The organism is Nocardioides sp. Leaf285, from assembly GCF_001422955.1.
Lineage (GTDB): Bacteria > Actinomycetota > Actinomycetes > Propionibacteriales > Nocardioidaceae > Nocardioides > Nocardioides kribbensis.
Genome location: NZ_LMNH01000002.1, coordinates 649,767 through 668,115, shown reverse-complemented (window position 1 = coordinate 668,115; position 18,349 = coordinate 649,767). Strand labels below are relative to the sequence as shown.

At 74.1% G+C, this 18,349-nt stretch carries 18 protein-coding genes, 1 tRNA gene, 1 pseudogene and 1 riboswitch; of the genes and pseudogenes, 12 read left to right on the top strand and 8 right to left on the bottom strand.

Features of this window, described 5'->3' with window-relative positions; all coding sequences use genetic code 11:
* The 3 genes and pseudogenes from ASF47_RS08400 to thrC all read right to left on the bottom strand — a co-directional run.
* Positions 1 to 495 (bottom strand): annotated as a pseudogene (locus ASF47_RS08400) (hypothetical protein); the annotation flags it as partial.
* A gap of 231 nt (positions 496 to 726) precedes the next feature.
* A complete protein-coding gene (locus ASF47_RS08395; protein ID WP_056863510.1) occupies positions 727 to 1,002 on the bottom strand; it encodes a MoaD/ThiS family protein in 276 nt (91 codons plus the stop codon).
* Positions 1,003 to 1,062: 60 nt separating this feature from the next.
* A complete protein-coding gene (thrC, locus tag ASF47_RS08390) occupies positions 1,063 to 2,355 on the bottom strand; it encodes a threonine synthase (RefSeq protein ID WP_082500124.1) in 1,293 nt (430 codons plus the stop codon).
* Positions 2,356 to 2,364: 9 nt separating this feature from the next.
* Positions 2,365 to 2,509: riboswitch (SAM riboswitch) on the bottom strand.
* 200 nt (positions 2,510 to 2,709) lie between these two features.
* Here thrC and ASF47_RS08385 point away from each other — a divergent pair.
* Both ASF47_RS08385 and ASF47_RS08380 read left to right on the top strand, forming a co-directional pair.
* The gene (locus ASF47_RS08385) at positions 2,710 to 4,521 is read left to right on the top strand and encodes a PHP domain-containing protein (protein ID WP_056863509.1); all 1,812 of its coding nucleotides are present in this window, start codon (positions 2,710 to 2,712) and stop codon (positions 4,519 to 4,521) included.
* Positions 4,518 to 5,129 (top strand): hypothetical protein, encoded by a 612-nt coding sequence (locus tag ASF47_RS08380; RefSeq protein WP_056863508.1) that lies wholly within the window; start codon positions 4,518 to 4,520, stop codon positions 5,127 to 5,129. Before ASF47_RS08385 ends, ASF47_RS08380 begins: the two co-directional genes overlap by 4 nt.
* A gap of 45 nt (positions 5,130 to 5,174) precedes the next feature.
* On the opposite strand, the gene otsB is transcribed toward ASF47_RS08380, so the two are convergent.
* The 3 genes from otsB to ASF47_RS08365 are packed head-to-tail and all read right to left on the bottom strand — an operon-like array spanning position 5,175 to position 6,907.
* Positions 5,175 to 6,020, bottom strand: coding sequence for a trehalose-phosphatase (gene otsB / locus ASF47_RS08375; RefSeq protein WP_056863507.1), 846 nt, complete (start codon positions 6,018 to 6,020; stop codon positions 5,175 to 5,177).
* A 26-nt stretch (positions 6,021 to 6,046) separates the two neighbouring features.
* The gene (locus tag ASF47_RS08370; protein ID WP_056863506.1) at positions 6,047 to 6,562 is read right to left on the bottom strand and encodes a LytR C-terminal domain-containing protein; all 516 of its coding nucleotides are present in this window, start codon (positions 6,560 to 6,562) and stop codon (positions 6,047 to 6,049) included.
* A gap of 54 nt (positions 6,563 to 6,616) precedes the next feature.
* Positions 6,617 to 6,907, bottom strand: a complete 291-nt coding sequence (locus tag ASF47_RS08365) for a DUF3263 domain-containing protein (RefSeq protein ID WP_056863505.1) — start codon at positions 6,905 to 6,907, stop codon at positions 6,617 to 6,619.
* Positions 6,908 to 7,028: 121 nt separating this feature from the next.
* Between ASF47_RS08365 and ASF47_RS08360 the strand changes: the two genes are divergently transcribed.
* The 5 genes from ASF47_RS08360 (at position 7,029) to ASF47_RS08340 (ending at position 12,293) form a co-directional block, all read left to right on the top strand.
* A complete protein-coding gene (locus tag ASF47_RS08360; protein ID WP_056863504.1) occupies positions 7,029 to 8,093 on the top strand; it encodes a Gfo/Idh/MocA family protein in 1,065 nt (354 codons plus the stop codon).
* Between the two features lie 70 nt (positions 8,094 to 8,163).
* The gene (locus ASF47_RS08355; protein WP_056863503.1) at positions 8,164 to 9,588 is read left to right on the top strand and encodes an alpha,alpha-trehalose-phosphate synthase (UDP-forming); all 1,425 of its coding nucleotides are present in this window, start codon (positions 8,164 to 8,166) and stop codon (positions 9,586 to 9,588) included.
* A gap of 58 nt (positions 9,589 to 9,646) precedes the next feature.
* On the top strand, positions 9,647 to 10,747 hold the full coding sequence (locus ASF47_RS08350; protein WP_056863502.1) for an alpha/beta fold hydrolase: 1,101 nt from the start codon (positions 9,647 to 9,649) through the stop codon (positions 10,745 to 10,747).
* A gap of 9 nt (positions 10,748 to 10,756) precedes the next feature.
* Positions 10,757 to 11,449, top strand: coding sequence for a uracil-DNA glycosylase (locus ASF47_RS08345; RefSeq protein WP_056863501.1), 693 nt, complete (start codon positions 10,757 to 10,759; stop codon positions 11,447 to 11,449).
* A 34-nt stretch (positions 11,450 to 11,483) separates the two neighbouring features.
* The gene (locus ASF47_RS08340; RefSeq protein ID WP_200919013.1) at positions 11,484 to 12,293 is read left to right on the top strand and encodes a dioxygenase family protein; all 810 of its coding nucleotides are present in this window, start codon (positions 11,484 to 11,486) and stop codon (positions 12,291 to 12,293) included.
* A gap of 16 nt (positions 12,294 to 12,309) precedes the next feature.
* Here the strand turns inward: ASF47_RS08340 and ASF47_RS08335 are convergent, their stop codons facing one another.
* Positions 12,310 to 12,849, bottom strand: coding sequence for a GNAT family N-acetyltransferase (locus ASF47_RS08335; protein WP_056863500.1), 540 nt, complete (start codon positions 12,847 to 12,849; stop codon positions 12,310 to 12,312).
* 46 nt (positions 12,850 to 12,895) lie between these two features.
* Here ASF47_RS08335 and pdxY point away from each other — a divergent pair, with 46 nt between their 5' ends.
* The 3 genes from pdxY to ASF47_RS08320 all read left to right on the top strand — a co-directional run bounded on the left by pdxY (position 12,896) and on the right by ASF47_RS08320 (position 14,976).
* The gene (gene pdxY / locus ASF47_RS08330; protein WP_056863499.1) at positions 12,896 to 13,747 is read left to right on the top strand and encodes a pyridoxal kinase PdxY; all 852 of its coding nucleotides are present in this window, start codon (positions 12,896 to 12,898) and stop codon (positions 13,745 to 13,747) included.
* A 22-nt stretch (positions 13,748 to 13,769) separates the two neighbouring features.
* Positions 13,770 to 14,204 carry a hypothetical protein gene (locus ASF47_RS08325; protein ID WP_156697808.1) on the top strand — a complete coding sequence of 145 codons (435 nt, stop codon included), beginning with the start codon at positions 13,770 to 13,772 and terminating at the stop codon, positions 14,202 to 14,204.
* A 73-nt stretch (positions 14,205 to 14,277) separates the two neighbouring features.
* Positions 14,278 to 14,976, top strand: a complete 699-nt coding sequence (locus ASF47_RS08320; RefSeq protein ID WP_056863497.1) for a DUF305 domain-containing protein — start codon at positions 14,278 to 14,280, stop codon at positions 14,974 to 14,976.
* Between the two features lie 21 nt (positions 14,977 to 14,997).
* On the opposite strand, the gene ASF47_RS08315 is transcribed toward ASF47_RS08320, so the two are convergent.
* A tRNA-Thr gene (locus tag ASF47_RS08315) sits at positions 14,998 to 15,073 on the bottom strand.
* Positions 15,074 to 15,200: 127 nt separating this feature from the next.
* Between ASF47_RS08315 and ASF47_RS08310 the strand changes: the two genes are divergently transcribed.
* Both ASF47_RS08310 and ASF47_RS08305 read left to right on the top strand, forming a co-directional pair.
* Positions 15,201 to 17,078 carry a glycoside hydrolase family 13 protein gene (locus tag ASF47_RS08310; protein WP_056863496.1) on the top strand — a complete coding sequence of 626 codons (1,878 nt, stop codon included), beginning with the start codon at positions 15,201 to 15,203 and terminating at the stop codon, positions 17,076 to 17,078.
* 41 nt (positions 17,079 to 17,119) lie between these two features.
* Entirely contained in the window at positions 17,120 to 18,331 is a 1,212-nt protein-coding gene (locus tag ASF47_RS08305) for a DUF4032 domain-containing protein (protein ID WP_056863495.1), read from the top strand.
* Positions 18,332 to 18,349 lie beyond the last annotated feature (18 nt).

The window sequence follows — 18,349 nt, the reverse complement described above, 5'->3', positions numbered from 1 at the left end:
CCTGGCGGCCGCCTCGGCCACGAACAGCTCGATGCGCCGCGCGCCGAGGCTCTGCACGCGGGGGCCGAGGGCGGCGACCTTGCGGTCCACGAACGCAGCCCCGGTGTCGTTGAGCACCTGGGTCTGGGAGGCGATCCGCCGCGCCCGCCAGCCGGGGAGGGTGAGATCGTCCACCATCGCCCAGATGCGGGGCAGCCGGTGGACCAGCTCCATGACCTCCGCGAGGTTGCAGCCGGCGTTGACCGGCGACATCTCCAACGCCAAGGCCAACGGCTCAGCCGCGAACTCGTCCAGGCCGTGGCGGATCATCCCCGGCACCGACCACGCGTAGGCCCGGTCCGGGTTCAGCGCACCCCAGCGGGCCATGACCCGCAGGGTGCGGCGCTCGGCGGCGCGCACCGAGCGGGCGGTGTCGGCGGCGTACTCCAGGACCTCGTCGGCCTCGAGGGACTCCACGTCGACCACGGCGCCGGTGGTGTCGAGGTCGAGAAGCATGCGCCTAGTTTATTCGAACAGATATTCGATGGCTAGGTCTATCGGTGGATCTGTGAGGAAGGTTGCGCTGTCGCGTGAGGGTGGTTTCGAGACGGTCGCTGGCGCTCCCTCCTCAACCACCGCGGGGATGGCGCTCCCTGCTCGACCACCGGGGCGCGGGAGGTCCCGCCTCGACCACCGCGGCGCGGGAGGTCCCGCCTCGACAGCCGCTCCGAGCAGGGAGCGGGTGGGTCAGCCGCCGGCGACGGCGGGGATGACCGAGACCTGGGTGCCGTCGGGGGTGGGGGTGGCGAGGTCGTCGAGGAAGCGGACGTCCTCGCTGCCGACGTAGACGTTGACGAAGCGGCGCAGCTTGCCGTTGTCGTCGAGCACCCGGGCGCGGATGCCGGCGTACTGCGTCTCGAGGTCGTCGAGCACGTCGGCCAGGGTGGCACCGGAGGCGGTCACCTCGGACTCACCACCGGTGTAGGTGCGCAGGATGGTGGGGACGCGGACGGACACGCTCATGGGGTCGATCTCCTGGTGCTGGTGCGGCGAGGGCTGGGAGGGGTGCGGCGGAGCGGCCGGTCAGGCGATGCCGGTGGCGGTGAACGCCGCGTAGGACGCGTCGATCGTGGCGGCCGGGCCGACCTGGTCGGAGACGGCGTCGAGGGTCTTCAGGCCCATGCCGGTGTTGATGACGACGGTCTCGAGGGTGGGGTCGAGCTGACCGGTCTCGACGAGCTTCTTGAGCACACCGACGGTCGTGCCGCCGGCGGTCTCGGTGAAGATGCCCTCGTGGCGGGCCAGCAGCAGGATGCCCTCGCGGACCTCGTCGTCGGTGATGTCCTCGACCGCGCCGCCGGTGCTGCGGCAGATGTCGAGCACGTAGATGCCGTCGGCGGGGTTGCCGATGGCCAGGCTCTTGGCGATGGTGTCGGGCTTGACCGGGCGGATCGCGTCGACCTCGGCCTTGTAGGCGGTCGAGACCGGTGAGCAGCCGGTGGCCTGGGCGCCGAAGATCTTGACCGGCTTGTCCTCGACGAGACCGAGGCGCACGAGCTCGCCGAAGGCCTTGTGCACCTTGGTCAGCTGCGAGCCCGAGGCGACGGGGATGACGACCTGGTCGGGCAGGCGCCAGCCGAGCTGCTCGGCGATCTCGTAGCCGAGGGTCTTGGAGCCCTCGGCGTAGAAGGGGCGGACGTTGACGTTGACGAACGCCCAGCCGTCCTCCTCGCCCGCGATCTCGGAGGCCAGCTTGTTGACGTCGTCGTAGTTGCCGTTCACCGCGACGAGGGAGTCGGTGTAGACCGCCGAGTTGACCTGCTTGGGCTTCTCGAGGTTGCTCGGGATGAAGACCACGGTCTTGATGCCGGCGCGGGCGCCCGCCGCGGCGACGGCGTTGGCCAGGTTGCCCGTCGAGGGGCAGGCGAAGACCTTCGAGTGGAACTCGGTGGCGGCGCTCAGCGCGCAGGCCACGACGCGGTCCTTGAAGGAGTTGGTGGGGTTGGTGCTGTCGTCCTTGACCCACAGCTTCTCCAGGCCGAGCTCGCGGCCGAGGTTGCGGGCCTGGAGCAGGCGGGTGAAGCCCGGCTCCATGTTGGGGCTCTGCTCGATGTCGTCGGGCACCGGCAGCAGCGCCTTGTAGCGCCAGATGTTGCGCGGGCCGGCCTCGATCTCCTCGCGCGTCACGACCGGGAAGTCGTAGGACACCTCGAGCGGACCGAAGCACTCCGGACAGGCGTAGTGGGGGCCGAGCTCGACCTCGTTGCCGCACTCGCGGCAGGCGAGGGCCCGGGCGTTGCCGAACGCACCCTCGCGGATCCCGGGCTGGTCGGCCGGGGTGGGCTGGGCGGTCTCTACTTCAGCGACGGTGCTCACGCGTCCTCCTTCTCATCTTCCCCGGCTGCGACTCTCGCGCCGGGCGGAATTGGCACCGTCTCCACGTCCGTTTCCCCGATGTGCCGGGTGGCGGAGGCTCGTGGCGGTTGCCGGGACTTCACTGGGCCGTTCCCTCAGTCCCTCTGGATGAGCTGTTGAAAACAGTACGACGCCGTCTCAGCATGCGCACATCGGTCCCGCGATGTGGACCCGCCCACCGGGGTGAGACGTACGCCGGGCGCGCGTCGTTCACCGGCGGGCCGCGCACAGCGGGGCCGGCGTTCACCGTCGCGGTGGAGCGTCGCAGGGCTGGCCCGCGGCGGCCGGCTCCCCCACGTCTCGAGGAGAGCGACAGTGAGCACGCACGACGGCCACACCCACGACCCCCACCACCCGCACGACCACTCCCACGGGCACTCCCACGGGCACTCCCACGGGCACACCCACGGGCACACCCACCACCGCCACACCACCGACGAGGCCACCGCGCTGACGTCGGCGGCGCTGGCCGGGGACGCCCCCGACACCGACCTCTCCCCCGGCGAGCTTTCACGGCGCAACCTGCTGCGCGCGGCCGGGCTCACCGGCGCGGCGGCGGCCGGCATGGCCGGCATGAGCGGTGTCACCGCGGCCACCGCGGAGGAGGCCGCCCGACGCGGCCCCGGCCCCTCCGGCGGCGCGGTCACGCAGTGGCTGGCCGGCGACCACCACATCCACACCCAGCACAGCTCCGACGGTCAGTACACCGTGCTCGACCAGGCCCAGCACGCAGCGGCCTACGGCCTGGACTGGCTGGTCATCACCGACCACGGCGGCGCCACCCACGCCCGCATCGGCGTCGACCTGGTCAACCCCGACATCCTCGACGCCCGCGCCGAGCTGCCCGGGACCCTGGTCTTCCAGGGCCTGGAGTGGAACATCCCCGCCGCCGAGCACGGCACGGTCTTCGTCGCTCCGGGTCCGCACGAGGTCGCGGTGCTCAAGCAGTTCGAGAACGACTACGACGGCTCGGTCAAGGGCGCCTCCGCCAGCAGCCCGGAGAACGAGGCGCTGGCCGTGGCCGGCATCCAGTGGCTGGGCCGGCAGGTCAGCCGCAAGCGGGTCACCGACGCGCTCTTCCTGGCCAACCACCCCGCCCGCAACGGCATCGACAGCCCCCACGAGATCCGCGCCTGGCGCGACGCCGACCCCAGCGTGGCCATCGGCTTCGAGGGTGCGCCCGGCCACCAGGCCGCCGGTCTGCCCGAGGGCTACGGCGCCGGCTCCTCGCGCGGCTACTACGGCAACGCGCCCGGCCCGAACTCCTTCGCCGCCTACCCGCCCGAGAGCTACCGCACGTGGGGCGGCTTCGACTGGATGACCTCCACCGTCGGCGGGCTGTGGGACTCGCTGCTGGCCGAGGGCAAGCCCTGGTCGATCAGCGCCAACTCCGACTCCCACGTCAACTGGACCGACACCTCACGGCGCCCCGACGGCTCCACCTCCGAGCAGTTCAACGCCGACGGCCGCTACGGCGACCCGGTCTACGCCGGCCGGGTCAACACCACCGCGGGCGACTTCTGGCCCGGCTTCTACAGCCGGACCCACGTCGGCACGACCTCGCGGTCCTACCGCGCGGTGATGAAGGGCATGCGCGACGGGCGGGTGTGGGTCGACCACGGCGGCCTGGTGAAGTCGGTCGACGTCAAGGTGGTCGCGACGCGGGGCAACGGACGGCGCCCCGGGCGGCTCACCGAGACCCTCGGCGGCACGCTGGTCGCCCCGCGCGGCGCCCGCCTCAGCCTGGTGGTGACCATCACCGCCCAGGACGTCCCGAACTGGGCGATGTTCACCCCCCGGCTCAACCGCGTCGACCTCGTGCGCGGCGTCGTGGACCCGGCCTCGGCCAGCGACCGCGACACCTTCACCGCCCCCGACACCACGGTCGTCGAGCAGTGGGACACGTCGGCGCGCACCGGCACCTTCCAGATCCGCCACGACCTCGGCACGGCCGAGGAGGCCTTCTACGTGCGCCTGCGCGGCACCGACGGCAACCGCCAGCAGCCGGGCTACCTCGGCGCCGGCGTCGACCCGGCCGGTCCGGCGCTCGACGTCATGGGCGACGCCGACCCGTGGGTGGACCTGTGGTTCTACACGAACCCGATCTGGGTCGTCCCGGCGAGGTGACCCCGCCCCTGCGCACCACGCTGGGCGTCGACGGCGGCACCCGCGACCACGGCGCCGCCGAGCACCTCGTCCACGCGGTGGGCGAGGTGCTCGCGCAGGTCGCTGGCACCGGGACGGACCGCTGGGCCAGCACCCACGTGGTGCGCGTGCCCGACGCGCACACCGCGGTCGCCCTCTCCTGGGCCGACCCCGGGGAGGGCGCGGGACCCCCCGCCCGGGCCGACGTGCTCTGCCGTCTGGCCGAGGCCCTGCCCGGGGTGGCGCTGGTCCTCGACGGCGCCAGCGCCGGGCCGCCGGGGCTGCTCGGCGGCGCCCGGGCGGCACGGGGTGAGCACCGCGCCCGGCGGGCGGGGCGGCTGGTCGACTACCCCGGCCGCGCCGCCGTCGAGCGTCTCACCACGCCCGCCGCCGTCGAGGCCGACAGCGGCGTCGACGCCGTGGAGGGCCTGGCCGGGAGCGACGTACGCCGCGACGCGGCGCTCGACCTCACCGGCTTCGCCCGGCCGGTGTGGCGGGAGGGCCGGTGCGTGCTCCTCGTGCAGCCGGGTCGTGGCGGCCTGGTCGCCTTCGAGCAGCGCGTGCAGATCCCCTGCTGCTCGGCGCACTGAGCCGCCCGGTCCCGGGGGGGGCACCGCCAGGGGCGGACGGCGGCGTCAGGCCCGCGAGTCGCGCGCGTCGGCGGTGAGCTGGGCCAGCAGCGCGAGGACGCCCTCGGGCCCGGCGACCACGACGTCGGACATCGCGACGAGCGTGCTCTCCTCGTCGCTGGCCGAGCACACCCGCAGCGTCGGCAGCCCCGCGTCGTCGAGAGCGCCGACGGCCTCGAAGGCCTCGACGTCGCCGAGGTCGTCGCCGGCGAAGAGGAAGCCGCCGGCGCCCAGCTCCTCGACCAGCCGCTCCACCACCAGTCCCTTGTGCATGCCCGCCGAGCGCACCTCGATCACGTGGCGGCCGGGCTCGACGCTGAGGTCGTGGCTGCGGGCGAGGTCGCCCACGGGGCCGAGCAGCGCCTCGAAGGCCGCGTCGGGGTCGGGCAGGCGGCGGGTGTGCACGGCCACCGCGAGGCCCTTGTCCTCCAGCCACGCCTCCCCCGCGCCGGCGCTGCGCAGCGTGCGGGGCAGGTCGCGCAGGAAGGTCGCCAGGCCGTGCGGCGGGCGCGGCCCGACCACGCGGCGCCGTGTGGAGCTCCAGCGCTCGTTGCCGTACTGGCCGAAGACGTAGAGCTCCTTGCCGGCCTCGCCGACGGCGTTGCCGACCTCCTCGAGCCCGCCGAGGTCGAGGGCCTGGCGCGCGGGCCGCCCGGTCACGACGGCGACCGCGGAGACCTGCGTGGCCAGGTCGACCAGCACCGCGCTGGCGTCGGGGTGGATGTGGGCCTGCTCGGGGTCGTCGACGATGGGCGACAGCGTGCCGTCGAAGTCCAGGCCCACGACGGTCTCGGCGGCGGCGCGGACCAGGGCGGCGTAGCGCTGCTCGCCCCGCGTCGAGGTGAACTCCATGGACCCAGCCAACCACGCCCCCGCGCTCAGGACAGGGGCGCGGTGAGGATCAGGGTGAGGCGGTCGGGCTTCATGACGCCGACCGCCGGCATGATGCGGTCCACGCCGAGGTCGAGGGCGAGCAGCTCACCCTCGCGCTTGAGGCCGGCGGGGTAGTAGACGGTGGTGGCCGGCACGGTGCCGTACCAGTTGTCGGTGCCGACGACCTGCCAGCCGACGTCGGAGGCGCTGGCGCCCGCCTCGGCGGCCAGGCCGGAGATGCTGGAGTTGTTGTAGACCTCGACGTAGACCGCGCTGCGCTCCACGGCGGGCTTCGGCTTCTTGGTCTTCTCCGGCTCCGCCGGCTCGGTCGTCTCGTCGGCCTCGGGCGTGGCGCTCGGCGAGGGGCTGGCCTCCTCGCGCGCGATCGGGGTGATCTCGCGCTCGGTGGGCTCGCTGCCCTGGGTCGCGAAGAACGCCACGGCCGCCATCGCGACGGCGATGATGGAGAGGATCACCACGGGCGAGGGGTAGACGACGCCTCGCTGGTCACGCACCCGCATGGGAGCTCCCTGTCAGGGTCTGGTCGTGCTGGGGAAGTCGTGCTGGGGAAGGGGTCAGACCTCGAAGCCGAGGCGGCGCGCCGAGCGCTGGCGCTGACGGGCGGCCCGCAGCCGCCGCAGCCGCCGCACGAGCAGCGGGTCGGCCTCGAGCGCCTCGGGGCGGTCGATAAGGGCGTTGAGGACCTGGTAGTAGCGCGTGGAGCTCATGTCGAACTTCTCGCGCACCGCCGACTCCTTGGCGCCGGCGAACTTCCACCACTGCCGCTCGAACTCGAGGATGTCGCGGTCGCGCTCGCTGAGCGCGGCGGGGCCGGGGTCGCGCTGGGTGTCTCGCTGCGGCTCCATGCGTTGCGCTCCGGGAGGTCGTGGTGGGGGTGGCCGGGGCTCACTGTAGTCGCCGAACCACAACGGTGTCATTCGAACCGCCGCCGGACCCGCCGCGCGTCGCGCTCCTAGGGTGGGGCCCATGAGCGCCCCCACCCCGACGCCCGACGCCGCCCCGGTCCCCGAGCTGCGGTGGGGCTTCCTGGCCACCGGCAAGATCGCGCGCGGCGTGGCCCAGGACCTCGCGCTCACCCCGGGCGCCCGGCTGGTGGCCGTGGGCTCGCGCCGCCAGGAGGCGGCCGAGGAGTTCGCCGACTGGTACGCCGCGATCGGCCCCCGGCCCACCGCCCACGGCTCCTACGAGGCCCTCGTGGCCGACCCCGAGGTCGACGTCGTCTACGTCGCCTCCCCCCACGCCCTCCACCTCGAGCACGCCCGCCTGGCCTTCGAGGCCGGCAAGCACGTGCTGTGCGAGAAGCCGCTGACCCTCGACGCCGCCCAGGCCGAGGAGATGGTGCGCCTGGCCGGCGAGCACGACCGCTTCCTCATGGAGGCGATGTGGACCGCGACCCACCCGGTCGTGCGCGAGGTCGCGGCCCGCCTGGCCTCCGGCGAGCTCGGCACGCCGCGCCACCTCCACGCCGAGCTCGGCTTCCGCGTCGACGCCGACCCCGGCGACCGGATGCTCGACCCTGCGCTGGGGGCCAGCGCCCTGCTCGACATGGGCATCTACCCCCTCACCGTGGCCCACCTGCTGCTCGGGGAGGCCGAGGCCCTCACCGCGACCGCCACGCTCTCCGAGGGCGGCATCGACCTCGACATCGCGGTCGCCGGGCGCTACCCCGGCGGCGCCCTGGCCACGATGACCGCGTCGATGACGTCGTGGTCCTCGCGCGCCGCCGCCGTCGCCACCAGCCTCGGCCGCGTCGACCTGCCCGACTTCCACCACCCGGCCGCCGCCACCTTCACGCCGTACGCCGAGGGCAGCAGCAACGACGGCGGCGGGCTGGGCGAGGTGCTGCTGCTCGAGGGCGCCGAGCCTGTCGTCGGGCGCGGCTACGGCAACGAGCTGCTCGAGGTGGCGCGCTGCGTCGCGGCGGGGCTGCGCGAGAGCCCGCTGGTGCCGCACGCCCAGACCCTGGCCCTGCTGCGGCAGATGGACGACCTGCGCGCGCAGGTCGGTGTGCGCTTCCCCCACGAGCGCTGACCTGGTCGCCGCCCCCGATCCACCCCACCGGGGGGACGCGCCGCCCCCGAGGACTGACTAGGGTCGCCCCGTGCCCTACGACCTCGTCATCGTCGCCAACCGCCTGCCGGTCGACCGGGTCACCCAGCCCGACGGGTCCTCGGGCTGGCGCACCTCCCCCGGCGGCCTCGTGACCGCCATCGAGCCCGTGATGCGCGCCAACGACGGCGTGTGGATCGGCTGGCCCGGCGGCACCGAGGAGGGCCTGGACCCCTTCGAGCACGACGGCCTCGAGCTGGTGCCGATGTCGATGACCCAGGCCGACATCGAGGGCTTCTACGAGGGCTTCTCCAACGGCACCCTCTGGCCGCTCTACCACGACCTCGTGGCCAAGCCGGAGTTCCACCGCGAGTGGTGGGACTCCTACGTCCACGTCAACCAGCGCTTCGCCGAGAAGGCCGCGTCGCTGGCCGCCGAGGACGCCACGGTCTGGGTCCACGACTACCAGCTGCAGCTGGTGCCGCAGATGCTGCGCACGCTGCGCCCCGACCTGCGCATCGGCTTCTACCTCCACATCCCCTTCCCGCCCGCGGAGCTCTTCCAGCAGCTGCCGTGGCGCCGCCAGCTGCTCGAGGGCCTGCTCGGCGCCGACCTGGTCGGCTTCCAGCTGCCGGGGGCGGCGCAGAACTTCGTGCGCCTCGTGCGCCAGCGCGTGGGCCACAAGACCCACCGCGACCTGGTCTACCTGCCCGACGGCCGCACCGTGCGGGCCTCGCCCTTCCCGATCTCCATCGACGCGGCCGGCTTCGAGGAGATGGCGCGCTCCGAGCCGGTCGTCGCGCGCGCCGCCGAGATCCGCGAGGCGCTCGGCGACCCGCGCAAGGTCTTCCTCGGCATCGACCGGCTCGACTACACCAAGGGCATCTTCGCCCGGCTGCGCGCCTACGCCGAGCTGATCGAGGACGGCCAGCTCGACGTCGAGGACGCCGTCTTCGTGCAGGTGGCCGTGCCCTCGCGCGAGCAGGTGGAGGAGTACCGGATCCTGCGCGACGAGATCGACCGGCTGGTCGGCCGCATCAACGGCGACCTGGGCCGCATCGGCCGTCCGGCGATCTCCTACCTGCACTCCTCCTACCCCCGCGAGGAGATGGCCGCGCTCTACACCGCCGCCGACGTCATGGTCGTCACGCCCTACCGCGACGGCATGAACCTCGTGGCCAAGGAGTACGTCGCCTGCCGCTACGACAACGACGGCGCCCTGGTGCTCTCGGAGTTCGCCGGCGCCGCCGACGAGCTGCGCCAGGCGTGGCTGGTCAACCCCTACGACATCAACGGCATGAAGTCGGCGCTGCTGGAGGCCTTCAACGCCGAGCCCCGCGAGACCACCCGGCGCATGAAGGCGATGCGCAAGACCGTCACCCAGCACGACGTGGCGGCGTGGGCGGCCTCCTTCATGTCGGAGCTCTCCGACGTCGGCACCCACGGCAAGGCGGTCAAGCCGGCCCGGCGCTCGTGACCTGCTCCCGACCCGATCCTGGCCCGCTCCTCGCGGACCCCGGGGTAACTTTCGCAGCATGGATCTGATCCCCAAGCCCGATCAGGTCGTCTCCGCGGCCGGCAACGTCGCCCACAAGGTCCTCTACGGCGGCCTCGCCGACCTGCGACCGATGCCGCGCACCCTCATCGACGAGGGCACGCTGCGCGAGGTCTACCACTACCGGCCCGCCGCCGCGGTCAAGCAGACCGGCGACCCGGTGCTGCTGGTGACGCCGCTGGCGGCGCCCGCGACCTGCTACGACCTGCGCCGCGGCTGCTCGCTGGTCGAGCACTTCGTGCGCGCCGGCCGCCCGACCTACCTGGTGGAGTACGGCCAGGTCTCCTTCCGCGACCGGGCCCTGGGCATGGAGCACTGGGTGGAGGAGGTCGTGCCCACGGCCGTGCGCGAGGCCTCGGCCCACGCGGGCGGGCGCCCGGTGCACGTGGTGGGCTGGAGCCTGGGCGGCATCTTCTCGATGCTCGCGGCCGCGGGCTCCCCCGACCTGCCCATCGCCTCGCTCACCGTGGTCGGCTCCCCGGTCGACGTCAGGCTGGTGCCGCTGGTGGCGCCGCTGCGCCCGCTGCTCAACCTCAGCGACGGCCGCGGCCTGGTCACGCGGGGCTACCAAGCCCTCGGGGGCGCCCCGAAGCCGCTGGTGCGCTGGGCCTTCCAGCTCTCGTCGTTCCAGAAGGTCGTCACCAAGCCGCTCGCGGTGGCCCGCAACCTCGACGACGGCGAGTGGCTGGCCCAGATCGAGGCGGTCGACCGCTTCACCGACGGCATGATCGCCTACCCCGGGCGCACCTTCGGCCAGCTCTACCACCGCTTCGTCAAGGGCAACGCCCTGGTCGGCGGCACCTTCGACGTCGAGGGACGCACCCTCGACCTCGCCGACATCGACGTGCCGGTGCTCGTCTTCGCCGGCGCCACCGACGGCATCGCCCCGGTGCCTGCGGTCAAGGCCGTCGTGCCGCTGCTGTCGGGCTCGCCCGAGGTCCGCTTCGAGATCGTGCCCGGCGGCCACCTCGGCATGCTCACCGGTCGCGCGGCCCGGGGGACGACGTGGGTCGCGCTCGACGAGTGGATCGCGCAGTGGTCCTCCGACGCCGCCGGGGCGACCCCCTCCGGCGCTGGGTAGCGTCGCGGCATGAGCGCACTCGCCGGACTCGTGGAGAAGGGCCTCATGGCCCCCGACTGGGCCGAGGCCCTGGCCCCGGTGGACGCGCAGGTGGCGGCGATGGGTGCCTTCCTGCGCGAGGAGGTGGCGGCGGGCCACGGCTACCTGCCGGCCGGCGAGCACGTCTTCCGCGCCTTCCAGCGGCCGCTGGCCGACGTGCGGGTGCTGGTGGTGGGCCAGGACCCCTACCCCACCCCCGGGCACCCGATCGGGCTGAGCTTCGCCGTCGACCCCCACGTGCGGCCGGTGCCGCGCAGCCTGGCCAACATCTACGCCGAGCTGCGCAGCGACGTCGGCGTCGAGCCACCGCCGCACGGCGACCTGACGGCCTGGGCCGACGCCGGGGTCATGCTGCTCAACCGCGTGCTGACGGTGCGTCCCGGGGAGTCGGCCTCGCACCGCCGCAAGGGCTGGGAGCAGGTCACCGACGCCGCGATCGCGGCGCTGGCGGCCCGGGGCGGGCCGCTGGCCGCGATCCTGTGGGGTCGCGACGCCCAGTCGCTGCGCCCCGCACTGGGTGACGTGCCGGCGGTGGAGTCGGTGCACCCCTCGCCGCTCTCGGCGAGCCGGGGCTTCTTCGGCTCCCGCCCCTTCTCGACGGTCGACCGGATGCTCGTCGAGCAGGGTGGCTCCCCGGTGGCGTGGGCGGTCCCGAAGGAATAAGATTGAATCCTCAACCATTGATCTGGACGTGACCATGCCCGACGCAGCACCCACCGCCTCACCCGCGCCCGCCACCGGGCGCGTGCCCGCCCTCTACATCGGCCACGGCGCGCCGCCGCTGCTCGACGACCCGCTGTGGTCCTCGCAGCTGGCGGCCTGGGCCGGTGACCTGCCGCGCCCCACCGCCGTGCTCATCGTCAGCGCCCACTGGGAGTCGGCCCCGATCAGCCTGAGCGCCAGCGGCGCCCCGCTGGTCTACGACTTCGGCGGCTTCGACCCGAAGTACTCCCGGATGACCTACCGCACCCCCGACGCCAGCGCGCTGGCCGCCCGGGTCGCGGCGATGATGCCCGCGGGCGAGCCGGTGCACCAGCACACCTCCCGCGGCCTCGACCACGGTGCGTGGGTGCCGCTGAAGGTCATGTACCCCGACGCCGACGTGCCCGTGCTGCAGATGTCGCTGCCCACCCACGACCCGGCCCGCCTGCTGGCGATCGGCGAGCGGCTGCGCCCGCTGCGCGACGAGGGTGTCTTGGTGATCGGCTCGGGCTTCCTCACCCACGGCCTGCCCTTCCTGCGCGACTTCCGCATCGACGCCGAGGCCCCTGCCTGGTCGCAGGACTTCGACGCGTGGGCCGCGGAGGCGCTGGCCCGCGGCGACGTCGACGAGCTCGCGGCCTACGCCGACCGCGCACCGGGCCTGCCCTACGCCCACCCCACGGTCGAGCACCTCTCCCCGCTCTTCGTGACCCTCGGCGCGGCCACCCGAGCCGACGACCCGGGCGAGCAGCGCATCGACGGCTTCTGGATCGGGCTCTCCAAGCGCTCGCTCCAGGTCGCCTGAACCCGGGTCCGCCGCCTCAGCCCGGCTCGGGCTCGAGGGGGCGGTCGCTCCACGCGTGGCGCTCCACGCCGTCGTTGACGTCGACGCGGGGCCCGCGGTCGACCAGGCCGACGGCTGCGGCGACCCGCGCCGAGGCCGTGTTGGCGGCCAGCACGAAAGCCACCACGGGGCTGGTGGGGTCGGCCAGGCGTGCGGCCTCCACGCCCGCGGCGGCCAGCTCCGTCGCCAGGCCCCGGCCCCACTGCCCGGTGGCCACGCGGTAGCTGAGGTTCCACGCGCCGCTGCGGTGGCGCTGGGCGCCGCCGAGGCCCACCACGTCGCCGGTGCGCAGGTCGCGGGCGGTCCAGTAGGACAGCCCGTCGGCGGGCCACCGCGCGGCAGCGCGCTCGGCGTACGCCCGGGTGCGGGCGAGGTCGACGTGGCGTGCCGCGGGGTCGAACCACCACCCGCGCGGGTCGGAGAGGATCGCGAAGAGCTGCTCGGCGTCGTCGGGTCCCATCGCGGTGAGCGCGAGCCGCGCGGTGGAGCGCGTGCGCAGGTCGGGAGCCGGGGGCACGCCCCCAGGCTCGCACGCCGCCCACCCGGCCCGCGATGATGGTCCCGTGCAGATCCTCTCGATCCAGTCCTCGGTCGCCTACGGCCACGTCGGCAACTCCGCCGCGGTCTTCCCGCTGCAGCGCCTCGGCCACGAGGTGTGGTCGGTCAACACCGTGCACTTCTCCAACCACACCGGCTACGGCGCGTGGCGCGGCCCGCTTCTCGCCCCCGACGACGTGCGCGACGTGATCGCCGGGATCGACGACCGCGGAGTGCTCGGGCAGGCCGACGCGGTGCTCTCGGGCTACCAGGGCGACCCCGCCGTCGGGGCGGTCGTGCTCGACGCCGTGGCGCGGGTCAAGGAGCTCAACCCCGCCGCGGTCTACTGCTGCGACCCCGTGATGGGCGACGTGGGGCGCGGCATGTTCGTGCGACCGGGGATCCCCGAGTTCATGCGCGACACCGTGGTGCCGGCCGCCGACGTCGTCACCCCCAACCACTTCGAGCTCGACTTCCTCGCCGGCACCACCACCACGACGCTGGAGGAGGTGCTGGCCGCGGTCGACGTCGTGCGCGAGCGCGGCCCGCGCGACGTGCTGGTCACCTCGGTGCTGCACGACGCGGTGCCCGAGGGCCACCTCGACGTCGTCGCCGTCTCCGACGCCGGCGCGTGGGCGGTCACCACCCCCCTGCTGCCCCTCGCCCCCAACGGCTGCGGCGACGTCACCGCCGCGCTCTACCTCGCCCACCTGCGCACCACGGGCTCGCCCGCCGAGGCGCTCACCCTCACCACCGGCACCGTGTTCGCGGTGCTCGAGGAGACCCTCGCGGCCGGCACCCGCGAGATCCAGCTGGTGGCCGCTCAGGGGGCCATCGCCTCCCCGCCGAGGACGTTCGCCCCTCGACGGCTGCGCTGAGCGCCTCGCTACCCTGGAGGACGTGACGAGGTCGAGGTCCCGCTGGGCCCTGGCGGCACTCTTCCTGGTGCTGGCCGGGCTTTTCGGCATGCACGGGCTCGGCGACCACTCCGCGGGCCACTCCGCCCACGTCGCCCCCGCCGGTGCCACCGACCACGGGACCGACCACGGGACCGGCCACCGGACCGGTCACGAGAGCGAGACAGCCGGCGCGGCGGCCCCGGGCACCGGCCCGGACACGGCGGTGCTGTCGGCGCCCCCGGTGGACGACGGCATGGCCGGGCTGTGTCTCGCGGTGCTGCTCGGCGGCCTCGGCGCCCTGCTGCTCCTCGGTCGTGGACTGCGCCGCACCCCCTGGCTGCTGCCGCGGCTGACCCTCCTCGGTGTCGCCCCGCCGGCCCGCGGCCGCGACCCCGACCCACCGCTGCTCTCCGCGCTCTGCGTGTGCCGCTGCTGAGGAGCCGGTCGTCGACGACGACCTGCACCTGCGCGCCCGCACACCTGCACCACCGACGAGAGACGAGACAGCCATGACCACGACCCGCACCACCCCTGCCCGCACCACCCCCGCCCGCACCACCCCCGCCCGCACGCGACGGGCCCTCGCCGCCGGCCTCGCGGCCGCGGCGCTCGCCACCGGCCTGGCGGCCTGCGGCGACGACGACGGCTCCGGCTCCGACACCGGGTCCGCCGCGGTCTCGGTGCCCGAGAGCGCCGACTTCAACGAGGCCGACGTCGTCTTCGCCACCGACATGGTCCAGCACCACGCCCAGGCCCTGGCCATGGTCGACATGACCACCGGCCGCGACCTCGACCCCGAGGTGGCCGACCTCGTCGAGCAGATCCGCTCGGCCCAGGCCCCCGAGATCGAGCAGATGGTCGACTGGCTCACCGCCTGGGACCAGCCCGTGCCCCCCACCGTCAACGACCACGCCAACGCCCACGCCGAGGACGGCACGGGCACGGACGGGTCCGGCGGCATGGACATGGACTCCGACATGCCCGGCATGATGAGCGACGCCGAGATGGACGCGCTGGAGGAGGCGCCCGACGCGTCCTTCCAGGAGGAGTGGCTGGAGATGATGGTCGCCCACCACGAGGGTGCGGTGGAGATGGCCGAGACCGAGGCCGCCGAGGGCGAGGACGCCGACGCGGTGGCCCTGGCGGAGTCGATCGTCGACTCCCAGAGCGCGGAGATCGAGCAGATGCGGGCGCTGCTCGGCGCGTGAGAGCGGTGGTGGGGCGGGTCGTGGAGCCGGTGACAGGAGTCGAACCCGCGACATCTTCTTTACAAGAGAAGCGCTCTACCTACTGAGCTACACCGGCGTGCGCTCGTCGAGCGCGGCGTCATCCTAGACGCCGCGCCCGACGGCGGCGCGAGCCGGGCGGCGCCCGTGGGCGCAGTCGCCGGAGCCGTGCGCCCGGCCGCGCGCGGTGAGGGAGAATCCGCGCCATGAGCCTGCTGCGCGAGCCCCACCACGACGGGTCCCCCGCCTACCTCGACGACGAGTCCCCGACGCTGGGCTGGTCGGTGCGCGTGCGCTGCCGGGTCGCCGCCGACGACCCGGTCGAGCGGGTGTGGATCCGCACGACGTACGACGCGGAGCCCACCTTCCACGCCTGCACCGTGGTCGCGCGCGACGCCCGCGCCGACGGGTCGGTGTGGTGGGAGGGCGAGCTGCCGCTGCACAACCCGGTCACCCACTACCGCTTCCTGCTGGTGGGTCCCGAGGCCGACGGCTCCCCGCAGCGCTGGCTCACCGCCGCCGGCGTCGTCGACCACGACGGCCCCGACAGCCTCGACTTCCGCGTCACCACCCACGCCGGGGCGCCCGACTGGGGCAGGGAGGCGGTGGTCTACCAGGTCTTCCCCGACCGCTTCGCCCGCTCGACGGCCGCCGACGAGCGCGAGACCCCGGCCTGGGCGGTGCCGGCGCGCTGGGACGACGAGGTCGTCTTCGAGGGCTCCGACCCGCGCACGCCGCTCCAGCTCTTCGGCGGCGACCTCGACGGCGTCACCGAGCACCTCGACCACCTCGTCGAGGTCGGCGCGACCGTGCTCTACACGACGCCGGTCTTCCCCGGTGAGAGCAACCACCGCTACAACGCCTCCACCTTCGACGGCGTCGACCCGCTGCTGGGCGGCGACGCGGCCTACGCGCGGCTGGCCGAGGCCGTCCACGCCCGGGGGCTGCGCCTGCTCGGCGACCTCACCACCAACCACACCGGCGACACCCACGAGTGGTTCACCCGGGCCGCGTCGGCCCCCGACTCCCCCACCCGCGGGTGGTACTACTTCGCCCACGACGGCAGCTACGAGTGCTGGATGGGCCACGGCACGCTGCCCAAGCTCAACCTCGCCGACCCCGACCTGCGCGCGGCCATGGTCGAGGGCCCCGACAGCGTCGTGGCGCGGTGGCTGCGCCCGCCCTTCTCGGTCGACGGGTGGCGCATCGACGTCGCCAACATGACCGGGCGCCTCGGCGCGGTCGACGTCAACCACGCCACCGCCCGGGCCGTGCGGCGCACGGCGGAGGCCGAGCGCGGCGACGCCTGGGTCATCGGCGAGCACAACCACGACGCCTCCGGCGACCTCGACGGCGACGGGTGGCACGGCACCATGAACTACTCCGGCTTCTCCTGGCCGGTGTGGTCGTGGCTGCGCCACCCCGACTCCCCCGCACGCCCCTTCGGCCGCCCGGTGCCCGTGCCGCGACGCCCGGGCCAGCAGGTCCACCGCACCCTGCGCGAGTGGCAGGCGCGCTACGGCTGGCAGGCCACCGCCCAGTCGTGGAGCATCCTCGGCAGCCACGACTCCGCGCGCATCCGCACGCTGACCGGCTCCGCCCCGGTCCACCGGGTCGCGGCCGGGCTCCAGTTCACCCTGCCCGGCGTGCCGATGGTCTTCGCCGGCGACGAGATCGGCCTCGAGGGCGTCAACGGCGAGGACGCGCGCCGCCCGATGCCGTGGCACCGCCGCGACGACTGGGACCACGACACGCTCGCGACCTACGCCGCCCTCGCGCGGCTGCGCGCCGCGGAGCCCGCGCTGACCCGCGGGGGCCTGCGGTGGGCCCACGTCGACGACGACACCCTCGTCTTCGTGCGCGAGCACCCCGCGGGGTCGCTCCTGGTGTGCGCGCGACGCGCCGCGGGCGGGAGCGTCGACCTGCCCGAGGGTGCCCTGCTCGCCACCGGCCAGGAGGCCCTCGGCGACGTCGAGGCGCTGCTCGGCACCGAGCCGGGCGGCCCGGGCGGGCGGCTCAAGGTCCGCCGCGGCACCCTGCGCGTGCCGGCCGACGGGGTCGGCGTGCGGGTCTGGCGGCTCTGAGCCGCGCGGGGCCGGGCCGGGCGAGGGTCTAGGTTGTGGCCATGGCGCTGCGCATCGTCGCGAGCAGGCCCGATCCCGCGATCGTGACCCTGCCCTGGTCGACCCCGCTCGAGGAGTGGGACGACCGGTTCGTCGTGCCCCTGCCGCGCGGGCTCTCGCGCCACGTCGTGCGCATCGTGCGGCTGCGCGGTCGCACCTACGCGGTGAAGGAGACCGTGGAGGCGATCGCCTTCCGGGAGTACCGGATGCTGCGCGACCTCGGCCGGCTCGGCCTGCCCGCCGTGGTGCCCCAGGGGGTGGTGGCGGGCCGGGTCGACGCCGACGGCGAGGAGCTGCCCGCGGCGCTGCTCACCGAGCACCTGCAGTTCTCGCTGCCCTACCGCAGCCTGTTCAGCCACGGCCTCGACGCCGACGACCTGCCCTCGCTGGTCGACGCGCTCGTGGTGCTGCTGGTGCGCCTGCACCTCGCCGACTTCTTCTGGGGCGACGTCTCGCTGTCCAACGTGCTCTTCCGCCGCAACGCGGGCGGCTTCGCGGCCTACCTCGTCGACGCCGAGACCGGGGAGCTCAACGCCACGCTGTCCGACCAGCTGCGCCAGCACGACCTCACCGTCGCCACCGAGAACGTCTTCGCCGAGCTGCTCGACCTCCAGGCCAGCCAGTCGGTGCGCCACGAGATCGACGCCCACGCCGTCGTCGAGCTGCTGGGGCGTCGCTACACCGAGCTGTGGGACGAGCTGACCGGTGTCGAGCAGTTCTCCGCCGAGGAGATGTGGCGCATCGAGCAGCGCATCGAGCGGCTCAACGACCTCGGCTTCGACGTCGACGAGCTCGACATCGTCACCGACTTCGACGGCGACCAGGTGCGCATCCAGCCCAAGGTCGTCGACCTCGGCCACCACCGTCGCGAGCTGCAGGCCCTCACCGGGCTCAACGTCGAGGACGGTCAGGCGCGACGCCTGCTCAACGACCTCGCCTCCTTCACCGCCCACCACGACCTCGGCCGCGAGGACCGCTCGCTGGTGGCCAACCGCTGGCTGACGCGCATCTACGAGCCGGTGACGGCCCTGGTGCCGCCGGAGGCGCGGGGCAAGCTGGAGCCGGCCGAGGTCTTCCACGAGATCCTCGAGCACCGGTGGTACCTCTCCGAGCAGGCCGGGCGCGAGGTCGACATCTTCGACACCGCCCGCGACTACATCTCCACCCAGCTCACGCGCCGCCCCGACGAGGTCGTCGCCGTCGAGCCCGAGTGAGCCCCGAGCCGGGCACCG